The sequence below is a fragment of the Pseudarthrobacter adonitolis genome (assembly GCF_055412845.1).
In genome coordinates, this window is the sequence record NZ_JBVAYW010000008.1 from 67682 (window position 1) to 87282 (window position 19601).

Genomic DNA, 19601 nt, shown 5'->3' on the forward strand with positions numbered 1-19601 from the left:
GTGACAAGATAAAGCCATGAGTATCCCGGCGATAAATCTGATGACCACCCTGCGTTCCGGCCAGGCCACGTCGCCCCGCCTGACCTGGTACGGCCCGGACTCCGAGCGCGTGGAACTCTCCGGTCGCGTGCTGGACAACTGGGTGGCAAAAACCAGCAACCTGCTGCAGGACGAACTCGACGCCGAGCCCGGCATGCGGCTGAACCTTGACCTGCCTGCCCACTGGAAGTCAATGATCTGGGCACTGGCCGCCTGGCAGCTGGGCATGGAAACAGTCCTCGACGGCGGGGAGGCGGAGCTCCTCGTCACCGACCGGCCCGGAACCGTTGAGGGAAAGTACGACGCCGTTATCGCCGTCGCGCTGCCGGCCCTGGCGATGCGGTGGCCCGGTGACCTGCCTGCCGGAATCGTCGACTACGCCGCCGAGGTGCGCTCCCATGGTGACGTCTTTATGGCGCACACGGACCCTTCGTCGGTCGGCTGTGCCGTTCGGGCCGGAGACGGCCAGCAGCACGCCCACGAAAGCCTGATCACTGGTTTCGCTGCGTCGCACGAGGAAGGGGTCAGGCTCCTGGTCCCGGCCGCGGAAGGGCTGGCCCCGGCGCTGGCGAACTCTCTCGGGGCGTGGCACAACGGTGGTTCAGTGGTGCTGGCGCACCCCGATGTGGAACTGACGGACAAGCTGTTGGCCGCGGAACGCATCCACGGCAAGTAACGCTCCTGCGTTAGGGCTGCCGCCGGTTAGAGATGCCGGCGACTGTCCGTTGGGTCGACGTCCGGCTGTTCCCCGCTCCGGACGGCAGGAGCAGCAGCAGACGCCTTCTCATGATGGTGCCGCTCGATGAGCTCGTGGTCGTGTGAGAACTCCGGCTCCTGGTCCAGCTCTTCGTTGAAGACCCAGAACCGGTAGGCGAAGAAGCGGAAGATGGTGCCCAGGACCAGTCCCACCACGCTGCCTGCAATAAAGAGTGAGGGTTTGTCGTTCAGGTCCAGGACGTACTTCGCGAACCAGACGCAACCTGAGGCGATCAGGAGTCCCACCAGGTTCATAACGGCGAAGAGAGCGGCCTCGCGGGCCACATTGGCCTGCTTGCGGTGACGGAACGTCCAGTAACGGTTGGCAACCCACGAGAAGATGCTTGCCACGATGGTTGCCAAGGCCTTGGCCCAGACCTCGCTGCCGTGCATCGGTCCGGTGAACAGCCAGATGAAGACTGCCGAGTCAATGACGAAGGCCACACCGCCCACGGCTCCGAACTTGGCCACTTCACGCCAAAATAGCGAGGCGAGCCCCCGGATACGATCTGCAAGTGCGCTAAACATGACCCTCCATGGCCGTCCGTTCAATGGGCCACACGGCCAGAGGTCTATTTTAGACCCGAAATCGGTGTACCGGCCCACGCGGAGTACCAGAGTGGTGGGGAAAATACCCGAAAAGCTGGCCCCTCGGCGTCCCAAAGCCCGGATCCGGTGAGCTTTTCTGTAGGCTGGCACATGTGACTTTTCCAGTAATCGGCGTGGTTGGCGGCGGCCAACTCGCGCGCATGATGGCCCCGGCCGCTACCGCCCTTGGCTTTGAACTCCGTGTCCTGGCTGAGGCGGCGGACGTTTCAGCCGTGTCGGCTGTATCCACTTCACCTGTGGGTGACTACAAGGACCTCCAGACACTCCTCGACTTCGCGGACGGCCTGGATGTCATGACCTTCGACCACGAACACGTCCCCACGGACCACCTCCGCGCGCTTTTGGCCGCCGGTGTGAATGTCCAGCCCGGTCCGGACGCCATGATCAATGCCCAGGACAAACTGGTGATGAGGGCGGCCATTGACAGCCTGGGGCTGCCAAACCCCACCTGGGCTGCCGTCGCTGACGTCGCAGCGCTCGTCAGGTTCGGCGAAGAAACCGGCTGGCCCGTTGTCCTCAAGATGCCCCGCGGCGGCTACGACGGCAAGGGCGTCCGGATCATCGACTCCGCCGACGGTGCCGAAGAGGCTGCTCCGTGGTTCGAGGCCATGAGCCCGCTCCTCGCCGAAGCCAAAGTTGAGTTCAGCCGCGAACTGTCCGCGCTGGTGGCGCGGACCCCGGGCGGCGAAGCAAGGGCCTGGCCGGTAGTGCACACCATCCAGGTGGACGGCGTCTGCGACGAAGTCATTGCCCCTGCCCTGGACATCCCCCTCGAGGTCGCCGCGGCCGCGGAAGACGCGGCACTGCGCGTCGCCACGGAACTGGGCGTCACCGGAGTGATGGCGGCGGAACTCTTTGAAACGCCGGGCTCCGGCGTCGGCTTCCTTATCAACGAACTCGCCATGCGTCCCCACAACACCGGCCACTGGACCCAAGACGGTTCGGTTACCAGCCAGTTTGAGCAGCACCTGCGGGCAGTCCTGGACCTGCCGCTGGGTGCCACCGACATCCTGGGCCCAGTGGTGGTCATGAAGAACTTCCTCGGCGGCGACAACCAGGATCTGTTTTCCGCCTACCCGGCCGCCCTAGCCAGCGAGCCGGCCGCCAAGATCCACTGCTACGGCAAGTCAGTGCGTCCCGGACGCAAGATTGGCCATGTCAACCTGGTAGGGACCTCCACGGATGACGTGGACTCGGTCCGCCAACGCGCAACCCGGGTAGCGGCCATCATCCGCGACGGCCGGGTTCCCACCGAAGAATCAGCACGGATTTCCGAGGAGAACGCATGACCACCGAAACCACCACCGGCAGTGCCGGCCCCCGTCCCATCGTTGGGCTGGTCATGGGCTCAGACTCGGATTGGCCGGTCATGGAGGCCGCCGCGGATGCATTGGCTGAGTTCGGCATCCCCTTTGAAGCCGATGTGGTCTCCGCTCACCGGATGCCCACCGAAATGATCCGGTACGGCCAGACCGCCCACGAGCGCGGGCTGCGGGTCATCATCGCGGGCGCCGGCGGAGCTGCCCACCTTCCCGGCATGCTGGCGAGCGTGACGCCCCTGCCCGTCATTGGCGTCCCCGTCCCGCTGAAGACCCTGGACGGCATGGATTCCCTCCTCTCCATCGTGCAAATGCCGGCCGGCGTTCCCGTAGCCACCGTGTCCATTGCCGGCGCCCGGAACGCAGGCCTGCTTGCAGTCCGGATCCTCGCGTCGGGTACGGACGAGCTGGCAGCCGCGCTTCGCGCCGATCTCCTGGACTTCGCCCAGGAACTCAACGACGTCGCCACCCGCAAGGGAGCCAACCTCAGGCAGAAAGTCAGCGAAGTCTTCGCCGACGGCAATGGTGTTCTCCGGGGCAGCCGTTAAGGAACCGGACATGTCCAGAAGCGAACCGCAGCAGCCAGCAACCGGCACGGTCATGACTGATCCAGTCCGGTATCCGTCCAGCGCCTCCGCACCCGTCCGGACCAAACGGGGCTTTGCCCTGGTCCTGATGACCCTTCTGGTGCCCGGCAGCGCCCAAATTGTGGCCGGCGACCGCAAGCTCGGCCGTATTGCCCTGCGCGTCACCCTGAGCGCCTGGGCTTTGCTGGCGGTCACCCTGCTGCTGCTGGCCCTGAACCGGTCGCTCCTGATCAACATCATCACCAATCAGTTTGCATCGCTGGTGATCATCCTGGTCCTGGTGGCTCTGGCGCTGGGGTGGGCGTTCCTGTTCATCAACACGCTCCGGCTGATCCGCCCCGTCCTGCTGGCACCGGCGGCGCGTCCTGCCGTCGGCATCGCCTTGGTCCTTGCCCTGGTGCTGAGCAGCGGCACCCTTGGGTATGCCGCGTACCTGCTGAACGTGGGCCGCAACGCCATAGGCAGCATCTTCGCGGCGGGACCATCGATCGATCCCGTGGACGGCCGCTACAACTTCCTGATGATGGGCGGTGACGCCGGCGACGACCGCACTGGCAGGCGCCCGGACAGCCTGTCCGTACTCAGCGTGGACGCCAAGACCGGCCAGACAGCCATCATCTCCGTGCCCCGCAACCTGCAGAACGCCCAGTTCAGCGAAGGTTCGCCCATGCGCCAGCTCTACCCGGACGGCTACGATTGCGGCGACGCGTGTCTCATCAACGCCATCAACACCGAAGTGACCAACGAACACGCGGACCTGTACCCTGGTGTCGCCGACCCCGGCGCCCAGGCCACCCTTGAAGCAGTGTCGGGAACCCTCGGGATCACGGTCCAGGCCTACGTGCTGGTGGACATGGACGGCTTCGCCAAACTGATCGATGCCATGGGTGGAATCCGGATCAAGGCCGGCGGCTGGGTGCCCATGAGCGGGGAGATGATCGACGAAGCCAACGGCATCCACGGCATGCCGCTTGGGTGGATCGCCGCCGGTGACCAGCACCTCGATGGCTATCACGCGCTCTGGTATGGACGCTCCCGCGAATTCGTCGACGACTACGCCCGGATCCAGCGGCAGCAGTGCGTCCAGCAGGCCATGCTCAAGCAGCTGGACCCGGCAACCCTGCTCGCAAAGTTTGAGGACATCGCCAGTGCGGGTACCAAGGTTGTGGACTCAAACATCTCTTCCTCCCAGCTGGGCAGTTTCGTGGATCTCGCCATGAAGGCCAAGGGCCAGGAGGTCAAACGGCTGACCATCGGGCCGCCCGATTTTGACGCTTCCTTCTCCACCGTGCCCGACTTTGACGCCATCCACGACAAGGTGGACCAGCTGCTGGCCTCAGCATCGGCACCGCAGGCTGCCGCGCCCGTCGACGGCCCCGTTGAGCCCGCCACGGCCGGCGGACGGCTGCAGGCGTCCGCACAGGCGCCCATGGCTGCGTTCCTGGCAGCCGGTGGAACCGGCGCGCAGACTGCCCCGCCGTCGTCGGACTTCACTCCGGTGACCACAACGCCCGACGGCGAGCCGATCACCGAAGCGATGCTGAACCAGCTCAAGAGCGAAGGTAACGAGCAGGCGCTGCGTGAATTGGTAGCCACTAACGGCCAATGCGCGCCGCTCTAGGCCCGCTGCGCCGTCGGCCGGAAAACCCGGCCGCAGCACCTGACTGCACGACTACGTAGACCTGAAGACCAAGAATGGACACCGGCTGTGTACGAAATTGAAAACGTCCTCCGCGACTACGCCTGGGGATCCACAACGGCCATCGCCGGGCTGCTGGGACGCCCCGAGTCCGGCCGTCCGGAAGCCGAACTCTGGATCGGCGCCCACCCGGGCGCCCCGTCAATGGCCCGCCGGGCGGACGGCTCCGTGGCAGCGCTGGATGCCCTGATTGCCGAAGATCCGGAGCATTTCCTGGGCAGCGAATCTGTGGCCGAGTTTGGCCCGCGGCTCCCGTTCCTGGCCAAGATCCTTGCTGCCGCCCTGCCGTTGTCGCTCCAGGTCCATCCCAGCATCGAACAGGCCAAAGCAGGATTCGCCCGGGAAAATGCTGGATTCATTGCGCCCGACGCCGACCACCGCCACTACCGCGATGACAACCACAAGCCAGAAATGATCTTCGCGCTGACGCCCTTCGAAGCCTTGTGCGGGTTCCGGGCGCCGGCTGCAACCCGGAAGATTCTGCTCCACCTCGCCGCCTGCTTCGGCCTGGTGGAAACCGGGATCCCGCCCCTGCTGGTGGAGCTGCTCAAGGTCCTGGAAAACCAAGACGAGGGCGCGGGACTCAGGAGCGCCTTCGAGCGGCTGATCAAGGGCGGCGAAGACGTCTCCCACACCACAGCGATGGTGGCGGCCGCCCTGATCTCCGGCGCTCCGCTGGCACCGTTCCAGGCGGAACTGTCCACAGTCATCAGCCTCAACGAGAAGTACCCGGGCGATCCGGGCGTTCTGATTTCGCTGCTCCTGAACAGGATTTCGCTGGCCCCCGGCGAAGCTGTCTACCTCCCCGCCGGCAACGTGCACGCGTACCTGCACGGCATGGGTGTCGAAGTCATGGCGTCCTCGGACAACGTGCTCCGCGGCGGGCTGACTCCGAAATACGTCGATGTGCCGGAGCTGCTGCGGACCATCGAGTTCCAGCCGGTGACGGTGCCGATGCTCACGCCGGAATTCTCCGGCCTTGGCCAGGAGCTCTACCAGCCGCCCTTCCGGGAGTTCCAGCTTCAACGGATCGAACTGGCACCCGGCGCGGAGCCAGTCCCGCTGGCCCAGGCAGGCGCCGTCGTCGTCATTGTCGTTGCCGGATCGGTGTATCTCGATTCGCCCAAGGGCGACCTGCACCTGGCCCGCGGCGGCAGCGCTTTTTTGCCCGCCGCCGAAGCCCCGGTCAACGTCCACCCGGTGGCCGGTGCCAGCGAACCGGCTGTTGCCTTCGCCGTGACCACGTCCCTGAAGGCCTGAGCCGTGCACTACTTCCTGCAGACGCCCGCCTGGGCGGACGTCCAGTCGTCCCTGGGCCGCACCGTCCATCAGCAGTCCGGCCCGGGCTGGAGTTTCCTGGCCGTGGAGGAGAAAAACCCGGCCGGCAAGGTCCTCTACGCCCCCTATGGACCGGTGGCATCGTCCGCGGCCGCGTTCGACGCCGCCCTGGCCGCCCTGGTGGCCACTGCCCGGTCGTGCGGGGCTGTGTTTGTCCGGATCGAGCCGGTGTCCGCCGGCCTGGCGATGCCGGCCGCCGCGGAGCTCAGCAGGCGCGGCCTGCAGCCGGCGCCGGTGAACCAGCAGCCTGAACTCAGCTGGATCGTGGACCTCGACGGCGACTTCAAGGACGTCCTGGCCGCGATGAAACCCGTGAACCGGAACCTCTACCGGAACATCCACAAGAAGGGCGTCACCTTCCGGGCGTCGCAGGATCCGGACGACATCGGTATCCTGCTGGACTTCCTGCACATGACGGCCCGGCGGAACGGATTCAAGCCGCAGAGCGACGAGTACCTGACCCAGGTGGCAGCCTCCCTTATGCCAGCGGGAGCCGCGACACTGTTCATCGCCGAACTCCACGGCGGTCCCATCGCTGCGGCCCTGGCCTACGATTCCGCAGACACCCGGACCTACGCCCACGCAGCCCTGGATGACACACACCGCAAGCTCAGCGCCGGCATCCCCCTCCTGGTGTCGCTCATGGCGGACGCCAAGGACCGGGGCCTCAAACACGTGGACCTGTGGGGTGTTGCGCCCGCGGACCAGCCCGACCATAAATGGGCAGGTTTCACCGCGTTCAAGAAGTCCTTCGGCGGCCACGAGGTGGCGTACCCCGGCACCTGGGACCTCCCCGTGAAGAAGCTCCGGTACAACGCCTACCAGCTGGCCCGCAAGCTGCGCGACAGGCTCCGTGCCCTCCGCTCCCCCTCCACACCCCCGGCGCAAACGGACAGTTAAGCCCCCTCACCCCCGTGCGAACGGGCAGCTAATACGCTAAAATTCGCTGTTTGGGGTCATCAGCTGCCCACTCGTTCCCGCCCCGTCCTGGCCGACGAACCGCTCAGGACCGCCCGCACCTTCTCGACGACGAAGGGCCGTTCCCCCTCCAGGTCACTCTTCTGGACACGGCTTTCACGCCAGCCCAGACTTTCAGTCAGGCCCTGCCGCTTGATATCGCGGCGGTACTGATCACGATCACTGTGATGCGCGCCGTCATATTGCAGAGCGATCCGATAATCTGGATAGGCAGCGTCCGGCCAGACCACAGGGTGACCCAGCCCGTTGCGGAGGACAACATTCGATGTCGGTTCGGCAAGTCCCGCCTGCACCAGTGCCAGCCGCATCAGGCTTTCGGGTGCCGAGTCCGCTCCAACCCGGATCAGATCCAGGCTAACCGCGCCGTTTTCACCCCGCGCATTCCCGGATGCTGACCCACCATGTGCCTCAGGTCGGCAACAGTTGCCAGCGGCTTCCGTGGCATCGGGAAGTCATCTCCATGGCTGACGACAATGGAGTCGCTGGCCGCGACAAGGTCGTTGAGGTTCAGCATTGTGGCCAGGTCGAGCCAGGTACGAGCAGGTGACGTGAGCCGAACGCCGTCGAACGATATGACCTCGCCGGACTTGAACGGCAGTTGTGACCCACAACGTTCCTCCTGCGCGGCTTGTAGGCGCGGATGTTTCTGCGACACTTCCGGTGCTGCCCAGCGGCAGTCTGATGCCGCGCGAGGGCGTGAATATACCCTCCCTGCTCAGCTGTCTCCGAGTGAGGCCCAGGGCCTCTGCATCGGCAACAAGAAATGATCCGTGCGGGAGCTGAGGAGGCATTGGCGTCCGGGACATGCTCCATTGTGGACCGATTTCAGCCTGCGGTTTTCGTTATCCACAGGCTGAGTTACGAGCTGAAACGCGAACTGGCAGCTGATGACGCCAAATCAGGGATTCGGGGTCAATAGCTGCCAGTTCGCGCAGGAGTACGCGGGTGAAGAACCTGCTAGTTCTTACGGGCGTAGCCTTCCCACTTGCTGGCCTGGTGCTCGCCGTCAACAAAGCGGATGGTGCCGGACTTGGACCGCATCACGATGGACTGGGTGAGGACCTTGTCCTTGGAGTAGCGGACGCCCTTCAGGAGGTCGCCGTCGGTGATGCCGGTAGCGGCGAAGTAGCAGTTGTCGCTGGACACGAGGTCATTGGTGGACAGCACTCGGTCCAGGTCGTGGCCGGCGTCGATGGCCTTCTGCTTCTCGTCGTCGCTCGTGGGCCACAGCCGGCCCTGAATGACGCCGCCGAGGGACTTGATGGCGCAGGCTGCGACGATGCCTTCCGGCGTGCCGCCGATGCCCATGAGGGCGTCAACGCCGGTGCCGGAGCGGGCTGCGGCAATCGCGCCGGCAACGTCGCCGTCCATGATGAATTTGGTGCGCGCACCGGCCTCGCGGATCTCTTCGACCAGGGGGCGGTGGCGGTCGCGGTCAAGGATCATGACGTTGAGCTGGTTGACCTTCACGCCCTTCGCCTTGGCGATCAGGTGCAGGTTCTGCTTGACCGGCAGGCGGAGGTCTACCATGTCGGCTGCTTCCGGGCCGGTGACGAGCTTCTCCATGTAGAACACGGCGGACGGATCGAACATGGAGCCGCGCTCAGCCACGGCGAGGACTGCCAGGGCGTTGTTGATGCCGAGAGCGGTCAGGCGGGTGCCGTCGATCGGGTCCACGGCAACGTCGCACTCGGGTCCGGTCCCGTCGCCAACATGTTCGCCGTTGAACAGCATGGGGGCTTCGTCTTTTTCGCCTTCGCCGATGACCACAACGCCGTTGAAGTGGACCGTGTGAAGGAAGGAGCGCATGGCGTCGACGGCCGCGCCGTCGGCCTTGTTCTTGTCGCCGAAACCAACCCAGTGGCCGCCGGCGATGGCCGCGGCCTCGGTGACGCGGACAAGCTCGAGGGCGAGGTTGCGGTCTGGCTCGTCGATGCCCACGGCCAGGGAGGGGGAAATCGTGGAGTACTGCTGGGTCATAGGCGCTGGTGACACGTGAACCTCTTCTTCGAGTGACGATCATTGGACCCGCTCGGCCGGATTCAGCCGGTGCGGTGATTCCTCTGGTATTGATCATAGTCGTGGCGGCGCCCTCGCGGCGTGGCATGACGCAGTCCCGCAACATGGACCTTGAGCCTCCCGCACTCCCCCGACTGTGAGTTGCGCCCAAACATGGGCGACTATAGAGAGGTGAGTGAAATGCAGGAAAAGACCAGCCCTGGGCCCGACCCCTCCGACTCCGGAGCCAAAGGCGGCAGCGCAGGGCCGGCCGAACCAGCCCCCGTCCGCCCGGTGATCCCGGCCGCCGCGGCAAAACGCGCCAATGCCTCAGTGGTCGGCATGATCATTGCCTTGGTGGTCAGCATCGCGGCCTTCCTGCCCATCATCCTGATGAATCCCCTCCCCAAGAGCGACGGATTCCGCCCGGACATCGATGTCAGCGACGTGGCCCGGCACGCCGCGGATGTGGCGGGATTCACACCCGTAACACCGGACGCCGGCAAGTCATTCACGTCCAACTACGCACGATGGGAGTCGGGCAGCGGCAGCGGCGTTCCCACCTGGGAAGTTGGCTACTTGACCCCGAACGAGTCCTTCATCGGCCTGGTCCAGACCCGCCAGCCCAACCCGACCTGGCTCGTCCAGCAGACCAAGAGCGCTCCCGTAACGGGAACGCGCGCGGCGGGCGGCCAGGAGTGGGAGCTGCGTGACACCGGCAAAGGCGAGAAGAGCATGGTGCTGAATTACCGCGGAACCACCGTTGTCCTGACCGGAAGCGCGCAGCTGGACGAATTCGCCGAACTCGCCGCCGCCGTCGTGCAGTCCATGGAAGCCAATCCGGCCGTCACAGTTTCGCCGTCAGCCAGCACCGCCCCGTAAAGTAAGCCCGTGGCTACTTACCTGACCCCTGCCCTTGCCTGGCGCCGCATGCGCGAAGGCAACGAACGCTTTGTTGCCGGCGAATCGTCGCACCCGAACCAGGACGCGTCCCGCCGGTCGTCGCTGGTGGAAAACCAGCACCCGTTTGCCGTGATCTTCGGCTGCTCGGACTCCCGGCTCGCCGCGGAGATCATCTTCGACCTTGGCCTGGGGGACGCCTTTGTGGTGCGCACCGCCGGCCAGGTGATTGACGACGCCGTATTGGGCTCCCTCGAGTACAGCATCAGTGTGCTGGGGGTGCCCCTGATCGTGGTGCTGGGGCATGACAGCTGCGGTGCCGTCAGTGCCACCAAGTCCGCAGTGGACACCGGCAACATGCCGGTGGGCTTTATGCGGGACCTGGTGGAGCGCATCACGCCCTCGGTGCTGACGTCCATGCGGAACGGCGAGCACGAGATCAACGACATGGTCGTGGAGCACGTCAAGCAGACGTCCCAGCGCCTTGTGGACAGCTCCCGTGTGATTTCCGCCGCAATCGAGAACGGCCGCGCCGCGGTGATCGGCCTCTCCTACAGCCTCGCCGAGGGCCGCGTCAACGTGGTTTCCGGGATCGGTAACGTCTAGGCCCAGCCCGAATCAGTGCCCGTAGCATGCGGTTCACGGTTTTAGTCCGGGCCCCCGATCGCCCTAAGCTAGCCCCATGACTTCCACTGAAGAATTCCGCATTGAACACGACACGATGGGCGAAGTCCGCGTCCCTGTGAACGCCCTGTACCGTGCACAGACGCAGCGTGCAGTTGAAAACTTCCCCATCTCCGGCAAGACCCTGGAACGCGCGCACATCGAGGCGCTCGCCCGGGTCAAGAAGGCGGCCGCCCAGGCCAACGCAGAACTCGGAGTGCTCGACGGCGAGCTGGCCAAGGCGATTGCAGCGGCTGCCGATGAGGTTGCTGCTGGCAAGTACGACGGCGACTTCCCCATCGACGTTTTCCAGACCGGCTCCGGCACGTCCTCGAACATGAACACCAACGAGGTCATCGCCGAGCTGGCCACCCGCGCCCTCAAGGCCGCCGGCAGCGACAAGGTGGTCCACCCGAACGACCACGTCAACGCATCGCAGTCCTCCAACGACGTCTTCCCCACCTCGGTCCACGTTGCCGCCACCTCGGCCCTGATCAACGACCTGATCCCGGCGCTCGGCTACCTGGCCGAGTCGCTGGAGCGCAAGGCCGTGGAGTTCAAGGACGTCGTCAAGTCCGGCCGCACCCACCTTATGGACGCCACCCCGGTGACCCTCGGCCAGGAGTTCGGCGGCTACGCAGCCCAGGTCCGTTACGGCATCGAACGCATCAACGCCGCCCTCCCCCGCGTCGCCGAAGTTCCTCTCGGCGGCACCGCGGTGGGCACCGGCATCAACACCCCTGCAGGCTTCCCGGAGCGTGTCATCGAACTGCTCGCCACGGACACCGGCCTGCCGCTGACCGAGGCCCGCAACCACTTCGAGGCCCAAGCCAACCGCGACGGCCTCATCGAAGGCTCCAGCCAGCTGCGCAACATCGCGATCTCCTTCATGAAGATCAACAACGACCTCCGCTGGATGGGCTCCGGCCCCAACACCGGCCTCGGCGAAATCGCCATCCCGGACCTGCAGCCGGGCTCCTCGATCATGCCGGGCAAGGTCAACCCCGTCATCTGCGAGGCGTCCATCATGGTCTGCGCCCAGGTCATCGGCAACGACACCGCCATCGCCTGGTCCGGCACCAACGGCGCCTTCGAGCTCAACGTCGGCATCCCCGTGATGGCCGCCAACCTGCTCGAGTCCATCCGCCTGCTGGCGAACACCAGCCGGGTCATGGCGGACAAGATGATCGACGGCATCACTGCGAACGTGGAGCGCGCCCGCTTCCTGGCCGAGGCGTCCCCCTCGATCGTGACGCCGCTGAACAAGTACATCGGCTACGAAAACGCGGCAAAGATCGCCAAAAAGGCCGTGGCCGAGGGCCTCACCATCCGTGAAACCGTCGTGGCCATGGGCTTCCTGGAACGCGGCGAGGTCACCGAAGAGCAGCTGGATACCGCGCTGGACGTTATGTCCATGACGCGCCCGCCGCACAAGGCATAGCCCCCAGCACCAACGCACTCAACGACACAGTACGACGGCGGCCGGCACCTTCCCCCCGGAAGGCGCCGGCCGCCGTCGTACGTGGCGCCCCGGACGCCATCTTCGGTCTCTCCGCCGTGGCCGGCCCGCTGCTCGGCGGATTCTTCGTAGACCACGCCGCGATCTTGGGGGTGCGGCGCCCCCTGTTGTTTCGTGGCGCCTGCGGACCGGGGCCGCAAGCGTCCGCTCGCGCTAAGCCGGCAGCAGCATGGCGGCAGCGGCGCCGGCGAGCATAAACGGGCCGAAGGGGATGGAGGATTTTAAGGTGCCGCGGCGGGCGGCCAGCAGGGCCATGGACCAGAGGCCACCCAGCAGGAAAGCCGCGAAGGTCCCCGCAAAGACGTGCTCCCAGCCAAGATAGCCAAGGTACATCCCCAGGACGCCGGCCAGCTTCACGTCGCCAAAACCCATGCCGGGCGGGTAAACCATCCGCAGGACAAAATAGAAGGCCCACAGAACCGCTCCCCCGGCCAGGATGCGCAGCGCCGGGATCCCCAGGAGCTCGGCAGCACCGTCAGGTGACCCCAGGAGCGCGGCAGGACCGGCAATCACGTGCACCAAGGCCGCCGCCAGCAACAGGACCCCGGCCACGCCGTAGGAGGGGAAAACAATCCGGTTGGGCAGCAGATGATGGCGCACGTCAATAACCGTCAGGCGGACTGCCATAACAAAAAAGTAGGCACATGCGGCCAGCACCAGCCAGAACGCCAGCGGGGTGGCATCCCACAGTCCATCGAGTCGTCGGATCACCCCTCGGATGCTACTGGATTCGCGCGCCGCACCGCAGAGCCCACGCGTAAACTGTGGATATGTCGACATGGGACACCAGGCGCCGGCCGGATCCGGAGGGCAGCGCCGCCGCTGCAGACCTGAGCACCATGTTCCGGAACCTTTGCCGGTCTTCCCCCTGGAAGTGGCAGTCCCTGCGCTTTGAATACTGGGATGAACCATTCACCGACGTACCGGACCCGTCTGTTCCCCTGGTCCGCGCCTGGCTGCGCCGACCCGGTGCGCTCCGCCTGGAAACCACTGACCGGCTTGTCCTCCACAGCACCACCGGAATCAACGATTCCAAGGACGGTCTGTATGTCAGCGCCACCCGGAAGTCCTGGCTGCTGCCGCCCCATCTGGTGGCGCCCGTTTACGACGACGGCGGCCTGGTCAGGCGCCGGCCGGAGGCAGCTTACGGCGAGCCGGGTTTCGGGAACGGCCGCTTCTCGGCTGCCCTTGATCCCGTGGAGCTCGCCGGGAGTGCCCCGGTCCCCATCGAGTTCCCGGGCACCAATGCCGTGGAGGTCGACGCCGTTCGCCGCGTGGATCACAATGGCCGGCCGGCGCTGGAGGCAACCGTGACGCCTACCGCGTCCTACCATCCAACGGATACTGCCGCTCCGCTCTGCCTGCCGGGCAGCAGCCGGATGCGGATCGACCTGGAAACCGGCGTCTGCGTCGCCAGCCAGTCACTGGAAAAGGCAACCCCGGATAATGGGCACTGGATCCGGATCCTCGCGGTGGACGAATACATGCTGGACGACCTGTTCGTGGCCGAGTCCATGAACCTCACGGACGTCCGCCGCCACATCAGCTGGGACATCCGCGCCTGATCACCGGTCCTCCAACGGCCATCACAGGCGGTTGACAGGCGCCGTGGCCCGCCTTGGGCTAGGCTTCCCTGATGACCGCGCTGACTTCCATCTGGCCTCTCTTCGGCCTCGAGCTGACCACACCCCGCCTGGTGCTGCGTCCCATCGCCGACGCTGACATTCCCGCCGCAGTTGCAGCGGCCGCGGGCGGAGTCCACGAACCCGGCCGGAACCCCTTCAGCACCCCTTGGACGGAACTGCCGGCGGAAACTTTAGGGCACAACATGGCGCAATGGTACTGGCGCTGCCGTGGTCAGGCCACACCTGAGGACTGGACCCTGCTCCTGGGCATCTGGTACCAGGACGAATTCATCGGCTGCCAGGACATCGGGGCCAAGGACTTTGCCACCCTCAAAACCGTCAGTACCGGCTCATGGCTCAAGCAGTCCCACCACGGCCAAGGGCTCGGCACTGAGATGCGAGCCGCCGTCGCGCTTTACGCGTTCGACTGGCTCGGCGCCGAGGTGGCCGAATCCGAAGCCGCCGCTTGGAACGCCGCCTCCCTGGGCGTGTCCCGCTCCCTCGGCTACGAACTCAACGGCACGAACAGGCAGTCCTGGGGCGGCGAGGCCCTGGAAGTCCAAAAAGTGCGCCTCACCCCCGCAACCTTCAAGCGTCCCGACTGGACCCTGGATGTAGAAGGCCACGAAGCAGCAGCCAAGTTCCTCGGCGCTCCGTAGCTCGTGGCTAGGCCCGCCGGGTCCCGGCCCTTCTCCGTCGCCTAGACGCGACTCCTACGAGAAGGACCGCGGCCCGACATGTGCCTCGGTCAGCCTTCCGGCAGCGTGCGCCAGAGGCGACGTAGGAGCCAGCACGCAGAGGAAGGGTGACCGGCGCACACACCGTATCGGCTAGATTTCGGCGCCCTCGAGGAGCTCTGTTACCAGGGCTGCGATGGGGGACCTTTCGGAGCGGGTGAGGGTGATGTGGCCGAAGAGGGGGTGTCCTTTCAGGGTTTCGACGACGGCGGCGATACCGTCGTGCCGGCCGACGCGCAGGTTGTCGCGCTGGGCGACGTCGTGGGTCAGGACGATCTTGGAGTTCTGGCCGATGCGGCTCATCACGGTGAGGAGGACGTTCTTCTCGAGTGACTGGGCCTCATCAACGATCACGAAGGCGTCGTGCAGGGAGCGGCCGCGGATGTGGGTCAGCGGCATGACCTCGAGCATGCCGCGGTCCATGACTTCTTCCACGACTTCCTGGCTGACCAGGGCGCCGAGCGTGTCAAAGACCGCCTGGGCCCAGGGGTTCATCTTTTCCGACTCGGAGCCGGGCAGATAGCCAAGTTCCTGTCCACCCACCGCGTATAGCGGGCGGAAGACGATCACCTTGCGGTGCTCGCGGCGTTCCAGCACCGCTTCCAGGCCGGCACACAGGGCCAGCGCGGATTTGCCGGTACCGGCCCGTCCGCCGACCGAAACGATTCCGACGGCGGGGTCCATCAGCATGTCGATGGCGAGGCGCTGTTCCGCCGACCGTCCGTGGAGCCCGAACACGTCCCGGTCCCCCTTGACCAGCCGCACCTGCTTGTCGGCGCCCACCCGGCCCAGGGCTGAGCCCCGATTGGAGAGGATCACCAGCCCGGTGTTGACGGGCATTTCCGCGGCTGCGGGGATGAAGACAGGCTCGTGGCCGTACAGGGTGGAAATTTCGGCCTCGCTGGCTTCAACCTCGGCGACGCCGGTCCAGCCCGAATCCTTCACGAGCTCGTTGCGGTATTCGTCGGCAGTAAGTCCCATGGCGGAGGCCTTAACCCGCATGGGGAGATCCTTCGAAACCACCGTGACGTTCCGGCCTTCATTGGCTAGGTTCTTGGCCACGGCAAGGATGCGGCTGTCGTTGTCGCCGCTGCGGAAACCTAGCGGAAGCACCTCGGCGGAAATGTGGTTCAACTCCACCAGTAGGGTGCCGCCCTCGTCGCCGATGGGGATAGGCCGGCTCAGGCCGCCGTGTTTCACCCGGAGGTCATCGAGCAGCCGGAGCGCCTTGCGGGCAAAGTAGCCCAGCTCGGGGTCGTGCCGTTTCCCCTCAAGTTCGGTGATGACGACGATGGGAACAATGACTTCGTGCTCGGCGAAGCGCAGCAGCGCCTGTGGATCCGAGAGCAAGACGGAGGTGTCAATGACGAAGCTGCTGATGGTGGCGTCCCTTCCGGAGACAGCAAAACCGGCCGCAGAATTTTCGTCTGCTGCACCGGTTTTTGAGGTAGCTCGCGTGGTGCGAGAGGTAGCTTTCTGTCCCTGGTTAAAAATGGCCTCGGGCAGTTGCTCAGAAATAGCCACATCGACTCCAGCCCCGGGCAAGCCCGGAATTGTTATTGGTGAGGCGGCTCGGCCTGGAGGCCGGGCTCGGCCTCCCATACAACCGGTGCGAAACATCGCTCCATGTACTGGCCTCCCCGATCAGCCGGCGGTTTTGCCTGCTGATAGCTACAACGTAAATCCACAGCAACTAATTTCCAGTTTCATCCGTCGGCGATTCCTGTTGCCGCTGTGTGAATTCCGCGTGAACGGCGGCGATCAGGTGCCGAAGCGCCGCTGTCTGCCTGCGTAGTCGCGAAGGGCGCGGAGGAAGTCCACTTTACGGAAGGCGGGCCACAAGGCCTCGCAGAAGTAGAACTCGCTGTAGGCGCTCTGCCACATCAGGAAGCCGGACAGGCGCTGCTCCCCGGAGGTCCTGATCACCAGGTCCGGATCCGGCTGGCCGCGCGTGTACAGGAAACGGGAAATATCGTCCACGGACAGCGTGTCAGCGAGCGCCGAAATGTCAGAGCCCTTGGCGACGGCATCGTGAAGCAGCTCCCGCACGGCGTCGACGATCTCGCGGCGTCCGCCGTAGCCCACCGCAACGTTGACGTGGATCTTCTCGCGTACCGGCGTGCGGGCCGTGAGCTTGTTGAGCCGCTCCGCCAGGTAGTCGGGCAGGAGCTCGGGGGCGCCCATGGCGTTGACCGAGATGTTGGCGTCTTCGTCCAGGCGGTCCAGGGTGTTGGCAATGATCCCCATCAGAAGATCCAGCTCCTCGCTGGACCGGCTCATGTTGTCCGTGGACAGCATGTACAGCGTGACCACCTTAACCCCAAGCTCCTGGCACCAGCCGAGGAATTCATGGATCTTGTCCGCGCCGGCCTGGTGGCCCTGGCTGGTGGGTGCATTGAACTGCTTGGCCCAGCGGCGGTTGCCGTCCACCATCACGCCGATGTGCTTGGGAATGCGGCCGCCGGCAAGCTCGCTGAGCAGCCGCCTCTCGTAGAAGCCATAAAGGAACCCGCGCAATTCCACGAGGAGACTCACCTGACTTCCGTTGCTGTTCGACGGCATTGCACATCCTAGGCTACCGTCCGGGACCGGGACGGGTGTGCCAGGGTGTTCCCGGACGTCCTGTCATGATTGTTACCCATGAGTAACATATCCAAAGAGAGGATATTCTGAAGCCATGAACAGCCAGACTCCTGACGGCCCCCGCGCCCCCTCCGCGGACCACGGCCACAGCCCCCTGGACGACGCCGCCGTCCGGCTGGCCGAACTCCTGATGATCAAGCCCAAGTGGCGCGGCTGGATCCACACCGTCACGGCACCGTTGGCCTTGGCAGCGGGCATCGTCCTGGTAGTCCTCGCCCCCACCACGGACCGCAAGATCACCTCGGCCATCTATGCCGCCACCGGCGTCCTGCTTTTTGGCATCAGTGCCATCTACCACCGGGGCAACTGGTCCTCCGGCGTCAAGATCGTCCTCAAGCGCCTGGACCACACCAACATCATGCTGGTCATCGCCGGCAGCTATACGCCTCTGGCCTGGTCGCTGCTGGAGCAACCCAAGGCGGTCCTGCTGCTCTGGGTCATCTGGTCCGGGGCCATCCTCGGCGTGCTGTTCAGGCTGCTGTGGACGGACGCCCCGCGCTGGCTGTACGTGCCGATCTACATTGCACTTGGCTGCGGGTCGCTGTTCTACCTGCCCGAATTCTTCGCGGCCAGCGTCCCCGCTGCCGTCCTGATCTGTGTGGGCGGGGTTCTGTACATCACCGGCGCCGTGTTTTATGCGCTCAAGAAGCCCAACTTGAGCTACGAGCACTTCGGCTTCCACGAACTCTTCCACGCCCTGACGGTCCTGGCATTCGCGGCACACTTTACGGCGATCGCCATCGCAGTCCTCAGTTGAACTGGCGGGAACCGGTAGGCACGCGGGAGTTCGGTCCGCTTTAGTCGCGCGGCTGGGACCGGTCGGCGGCCTGGCCCTGCCCGTTGTCTTCGAGGCCTGCCGGCTCCCCGGCAGCATCCGTGTCCCCGTCAGCACCGAGTCCGTCGTGGTCGTCGGCAGCTTCAATGTCCGCGGCTTCGGCCGCTGCCTGGCGTTCCTCTTCCACCTGCGCGCGGTAGCGGACGCGGCGGATGCGGCGGACCATGTCCACAATCAGCAGCGTGGTGGCCAGCACAAAGAAGGCCGTCATGATGAAGCCCCACAGGCCCGGGGTGATCTGGTCCTCGGAGATGCCCTCACGCAGGCCGGGCGTCGGCAGCGGCGAGGGGGTAGTGGTCAGGGCGAGGAGAAAGTGATGCACGGTTCAAACCTTCTGTGGAAACTGATGGGCAGCCGGCCGGGGATTCCGGAGGCGGGTCCGAGGGACCCGGACCAGCCCACTGCTTTTCTACACGGCATAGAATATGCTGCCGCCTCTATCTTAGCCCGGCGAAAAGGTCCTTTTCGGGCAATTCTGCGGGGACCCTGGACTCGATCAGGGAGTAGTCTTCCCACGGCCACACGCGGCGCTGCATCTCAGCCGACACGGCAAAGAAGAACCCCAATGGATCCACCTGCGTGCGGTGCGCGCGGAGGGCGTCGTCGCGGGCCTCAAAAAAGTCCCCGCAGTCGATCTGCGTGGTGGTGGCATGGGCACCCCGCGGCGGGGTATGGCCCTCCGCGTCCGTTTCCAGCCATGCGGCAAGCCGCTGGGCGTATGGGGACTGCAGGCCTGCTTCCTCCAGGGCAAAATGCAATGCGCGGAACCGGTCCGGACTGAAGGCCCTGTCGTAGTAGAGCTTGCTGGGTTCCCAAGCCGTTCCGGCGTCCGGATACCTGTCCGGGTCCCCCGCAGCCGCAAATGCCTCCACTGCCACCCGGTGCGCCATGATGTGGTCCGGGTGCGGGTATCCCCCGTTTTCGTCATAGCTGACGATTACCTGCGGCTTGAAGTCCCGGACCAGCCGCACCAGCGGCGCCGCGGCGCGCTCCAGCGGCTGGACGGCGAAGGATCCGGCCGGCAGCGGCGGCAGCGGATCACCCTCGGGCAGCCCGGAGTCCGTGAATCCCAGCCAGCGCTGCTGGATGCCAAGTACCTTGGCCGCCTGGTCCATCTCCAGCCGGCGCGCCCCTGCCATGTCCCGTTTGGGATGCGGTTCACCTTCCACGGCAGGGTTCTGGATATCGCCGCGGGATCCGTCGGTGCAGGTGGCCACCATAACTTCCACCCCGGCGGCGGCGTACATGGCCATGGTCGCCGCGCCCTTGCTGGACTCGTCGTCCGGGTGCGCATGAACGGCTAGCAGCCTCAGCGGTGCCGGGGGATGCGTGGACGCTGTCATCGAAGGACGGCTC

At 65.4% G+C, this 19601-nt stretch carries 21 protein-coding genes; 12 read left to right on the forward strand and 9 right to left on the reverse strand.

What is annotated here, in order from left to right; all coding sequences use genetic code 11:
- Positions 1 to 16 precede the first annotated feature (16 nt).
- On the forward strand, positions 17 to 715 hold the full coding sequence (locus ACZYZ4_RS10720) for a TIGR03089 family protein (RefSeq protein WP_463860686.1): 699 nt from the start codon (positions 17 to 19) through the stop codon (positions 713 to 715).
- Positions 716 to 741: 26 nt separating this feature from the next.
- Here the strand turns inward: ACZYZ4_RS10720 and ACZYZ4_RS10725 are convergent, their stop codons facing one another.
- Positions 742 to 1323 carry a GtrA family protein gene (locus tag ACZYZ4_RS10725; RefSeq protein WP_463860688.1) on the reverse strand — a complete coding sequence of 194 codons (582 nt, stop codon included), beginning with the start codon at positions 1321 to 1323 and terminating at the stop codon, positions 742 to 744.
- Between the two features lie 173 nt (positions 1324 to 1496).
- On the opposite strand from ACZYZ4_RS10725, the gene ACZYZ4_RS10730 reads away from it, so the two are divergent.
- The 5 genes from ACZYZ4_RS10730 (at position 1497) to ACZYZ4_RS10750 (ending at position 7247) form a co-directional block, all read left to right on the forward strand.
- Complete coding sequence (locus tag ACZYZ4_RS10730) at positions 1497 to 2693, forward strand: 5-(carboxyamino)imidazole ribonucleotide synthase (protein WP_463860690.1); 1197 nt, start codon at positions 1497 to 1499, stop codon at positions 2691 to 2693.
- Positions 2690 to 3271, forward strand: a complete 582-nt coding sequence (gene purE, locus ACZYZ4_RS10735; RefSeq protein WP_463860692.1) for a 5-(carboxyamino)imidazole ribonucleotide mutase — start codon at positions 2690 to 2692, stop codon at positions 3269 to 3271. Before ACZYZ4_RS10730 ends, purE begins: the two co-directional genes overlap by 4 nt.
- Before the next feature lie 10 nt (positions 3272 to 3281).
- Positions 3282 to 4931, forward strand: a complete 1650-nt coding sequence (locus ACZYZ4_RS10740; protein ID WP_463860694.1) for an LCP family protein — start codon at positions 3282 to 3284, stop codon at positions 4929 to 4931.
- 87 nt (positions 4932 to 5018) lie between these two features.
- Complete coding sequence (gene manA / locus ACZYZ4_RS10745) at positions 5019 to 6269, forward strand: mannose-6-phosphate isomerase, class I (RefSeq protein ID WP_463860696.1); 1251 nt, start codon at positions 5019 to 5021, stop codon at positions 6267 to 6269.
- A 3-nt stretch (positions 6270 to 6272) separates the two neighbouring features.
- A complete protein-coding gene (locus ACZYZ4_RS10750; protein ID WP_463860698.1) occupies positions 6273 to 7247 on the forward strand; it encodes a lipid II:glycine glycyltransferase FemX in 975 nt (324 codons plus the stop codon).
- A 59-nt stretch (positions 7248 to 7306) separates the two neighbouring features.
- Here ACZYZ4_RS10750 and ACZYZ4_RS10755 read toward each other — a convergent pair whose 3' ends face one another.
- The 3 genes from ACZYZ4_RS10755 to glpX all read right to left on the reverse strand — a co-directional run bounded on the left by ACZYZ4_RS10755 (position 7307) and on the right by glpX (position 9305).
- Entirely contained in the window at positions 7307 to 7633 is a 327-nt protein-coding gene (locus tag ACZYZ4_RS10755) for a putative endonuclease domain-containing protein (RefSeq protein ID WP_463860700.1), read from the reverse strand.
- Between the two features lie 35 nt (positions 7634 to 7668).
- Entirely contained in the window at positions 7669 to 7980 is a 312-nt protein-coding gene (locus ACZYZ4_RS10760) for a hypothetical protein (RefSeq protein WP_463860702.1), read from the reverse strand.
- Between the two features lie 302 nt (positions 7981 to 8282).
- The gene (gene glpX, locus ACZYZ4_RS10765; RefSeq protein WP_181037131.1) at positions 8283 to 9305 is read right to left on the reverse strand and encodes a class II fructose-bisphosphatase; all 1023 of its coding nucleotides are present in this window, start codon (positions 9303 to 9305) and stop codon (positions 8283 to 8285) included.
- Positions 9306 to 9524: 219 nt separating this feature from the next.
- On the opposite strand from glpX, the gene ACZYZ4_RS10770 reads away from it, so the two are divergent.
- The 3 genes from ACZYZ4_RS10770 to ACZYZ4_RS10780 all read left to right on the forward strand — a co-directional run bounded on the left by ACZYZ4_RS10770 (position 9525) and on the right by ACZYZ4_RS10780 (position 12327).
- Positions 9525 to 10205, forward strand: a complete 681-nt coding sequence (locus ACZYZ4_RS10770) for a DUF4245 domain-containing protein (RefSeq protein ID WP_463860704.1) — start codon at positions 9525 to 9527, stop codon at positions 10203 to 10205.
- Positions 10206 to 10214: 9 nt separating this feature from the next.
- Complete coding sequence (locus ACZYZ4_RS10775) at positions 10215 to 10829, forward strand: carbonic anhydrase (protein ID WP_463860706.1); 615 nt, start codon at positions 10215 to 10217, stop codon at positions 10827 to 10829.
- Between the two features lie 76 nt (positions 10830 to 10905).
- Positions 10906 to 12327: a class II fumarate hydratase gene (locus ACZYZ4_RS10780; RefSeq protein WP_463860708.1), complete on the forward strand. Its 1422-nt coding sequence runs from the start codon at positions 10906 to 10908 to the stop codon at positions 12325 to 12327.
- 231 nt (positions 12328 to 12558) lie between these two features.
- On the opposite strand, the gene ACZYZ4_RS10785 is transcribed toward ACZYZ4_RS10780, so the two are convergent.
- A complete protein-coding gene (locus tag ACZYZ4_RS10785; RefSeq protein WP_463860710.1) occupies positions 12559 to 13116 on the reverse strand; it encodes a prepilin peptidase in 558 nt (185 codons plus the stop codon).
- Positions 13117 to 13175: 59 nt separating this feature from the next.
- On the opposite strand from ACZYZ4_RS10785, the gene ACZYZ4_RS10790 reads away from it, so the two are divergent.
- Both ACZYZ4_RS10790 and ACZYZ4_RS10795 read left to right on the forward strand, forming a co-directional pair.
- Positions 13176 to 13970: a hypothetical protein gene (locus tag ACZYZ4_RS10790; protein ID WP_463860712.1), complete on the forward strand. Its 795-nt coding sequence runs from the start codon at positions 13176 to 13178 to the stop codon at positions 13968 to 13970.
- A gap of 71 nt (positions 13971 to 14041) precedes the next feature.
- Entirely contained in the window at positions 14042 to 14689 is a 648-nt protein-coding gene (locus ACZYZ4_RS10795) for a GNAT family N-acetyltransferase (RefSeq protein ID WP_463860714.1), read from the forward strand.
- Positions 14690 to 14860: 171 nt separating this feature from the next.
- On the opposite strand, the gene phoH2 is transcribed toward ACZYZ4_RS10795, so the two are convergent.
- Both phoH2 and ACZYZ4_RS10805 read right to left on the reverse strand, forming a co-directional pair.
- Positions 14861 to 16291 (reverse strand): RNA 5'-3' helicase PhoH2, encoded by a 1431-nt coding sequence (gene phoH2, locus ACZYZ4_RS10800; protein WP_463860716.1) that lies wholly within the window; start codon positions 16289 to 16291, stop codon positions 14861 to 14863.
- Positions 16292 to 16528: 237 nt separating this feature from the next.
- Positions 16529 to 17290, reverse strand: a complete 762-nt coding sequence (locus ACZYZ4_RS10805) for an isoprenyl transferase (RefSeq protein WP_111906528.1) — start codon at positions 17288 to 17290, stop codon at positions 16529 to 16531.
- A gap of 154 nt (positions 17291 to 17444) precedes the next feature.
- Between ACZYZ4_RS10805 and trhA the strand changes: the two genes are divergently transcribed.
- A complete protein-coding gene (gene trhA, locus ACZYZ4_RS10810) occupies positions 17445 to 18167 on the forward strand; it encodes a PAQR family membrane homeostasis protein TrhA (protein ID WP_463860718.1) in 723 nt (240 codons plus the stop codon).
- Positions 18168 to 18207: 40 nt separating this feature from the next.
- Here trhA and ACZYZ4_RS10815 read toward each other — a convergent pair whose 3' ends face one another.
- Positions 18208 to 18567 (reverse strand): hypothetical protein, encoded by a 360-nt coding sequence (locus tag ACZYZ4_RS10815; protein WP_463860720.1) that lies wholly within the window; start codon positions 18565 to 18567, stop codon positions 18208 to 18210.
- A 115-nt stretch (positions 18568 to 18682) separates the two neighbouring features.
- The gene (gene mca, locus ACZYZ4_RS10820; protein WP_463860722.1) at positions 18683 to 19588 is read right to left on the reverse strand and encodes a mycothiol conjugate amidase Mca; all 906 of its coding nucleotides are present in this window, start codon (positions 19586 to 19588) and stop codon (positions 18683 to 18685) included.
- Positions 19589 to 19601: the final 13 nt, after the last annotated feature.

What these genes read in the sequence shown, in the direction of transcription:
- ACZYZ4_RS10770 (WP_463860704.1), top strand. Translation starts at nt 9,525, where the DNA reads ATGCAGGAAAAGACCAGCCCTGGGCCCGACCCCTCCGACTCCGGAGCC.
- ACZYZ4_RS10780 (WP_463860708.1), top strand. Translation starts at nt 10,906, where the DNA reads ATGACTTCCACTGAAGAATTCCGCATTGAACACGACACGATGGGCGAA.
- ACZYZ4_RS10795 (WP_463860714.1), top strand. Translation starts at nt 14,042, where the DNA reads ATGACCGCGCTGACTTCCATCTGGCCTCTCTTCGGCCTCGAGCTGACC.
- trhA (WP_463860718.1), top strand. Translation starts at nt 17,445, where the DNA reads ATGAACAGCCAGACTCCTGACGGCCCCCGCGCCCCCTCCGCGGACCAC.
- glpX (WP_181037131.1), bottom strand. Translation starts at nt 9,305, where the DNA reads ATGACCCAGCAGTACTCCACGATTTCCCCCTCCCTGGCCGTGGGCATC.
- ACZYZ4_RS10725 (WP_463860688.1), bottom strand. Translation starts at nt 1,323, where the DNA reads ATGTTTAGCGCACTTGCAGATCGTATCCGGGGGCTCGCCTCGCTATTT.
- purE (WP_463860692.1), top strand. Translation starts at nt 2,690, where the DNA reads ATGACCACCGAAACCACCACCGGCAGTGCCGGCCCCCGTCCCATCGTT.
- ACZYZ4_RS10740 (WP_463860694.1), top strand. Translation starts at nt 3,282, where the DNA reads ATGTCCAGAAGCGAACCGCAGCAGCCAGCAACCGGCACGGTCATGACT.
- ACZYZ4_RS10755 (WP_463860700.1), bottom strand. Translation starts at nt 7,633, where the DNA reads ATGCGGCTGGCACTGGTGCAGGCGGGACTTGCCGAACCGACATCGAAT.
- mca (WP_463860722.1), bottom strand. Translation starts at nt 19,588, where the DNA reads ATGACAGCGTCCACGCATCCCCCGGCACCGCTGAGGCTGCTAGCCGTT.
- ACZYZ4_RS10790 (WP_463860712.1), top strand. Translation starts at nt 13,176, where the DNA reads ATGTCGACATGGGACACCAGGCGCCGGCCGGATCCGGAGGGCAGCGCC.
- ACZYZ4_RS10720 (WP_463860686.1), top strand. Translation starts at nt 17, where the DNA reads ATGAGTATCCCGGCGATAAATCTGATGACCACCCTGCGTTCCGGCCAG.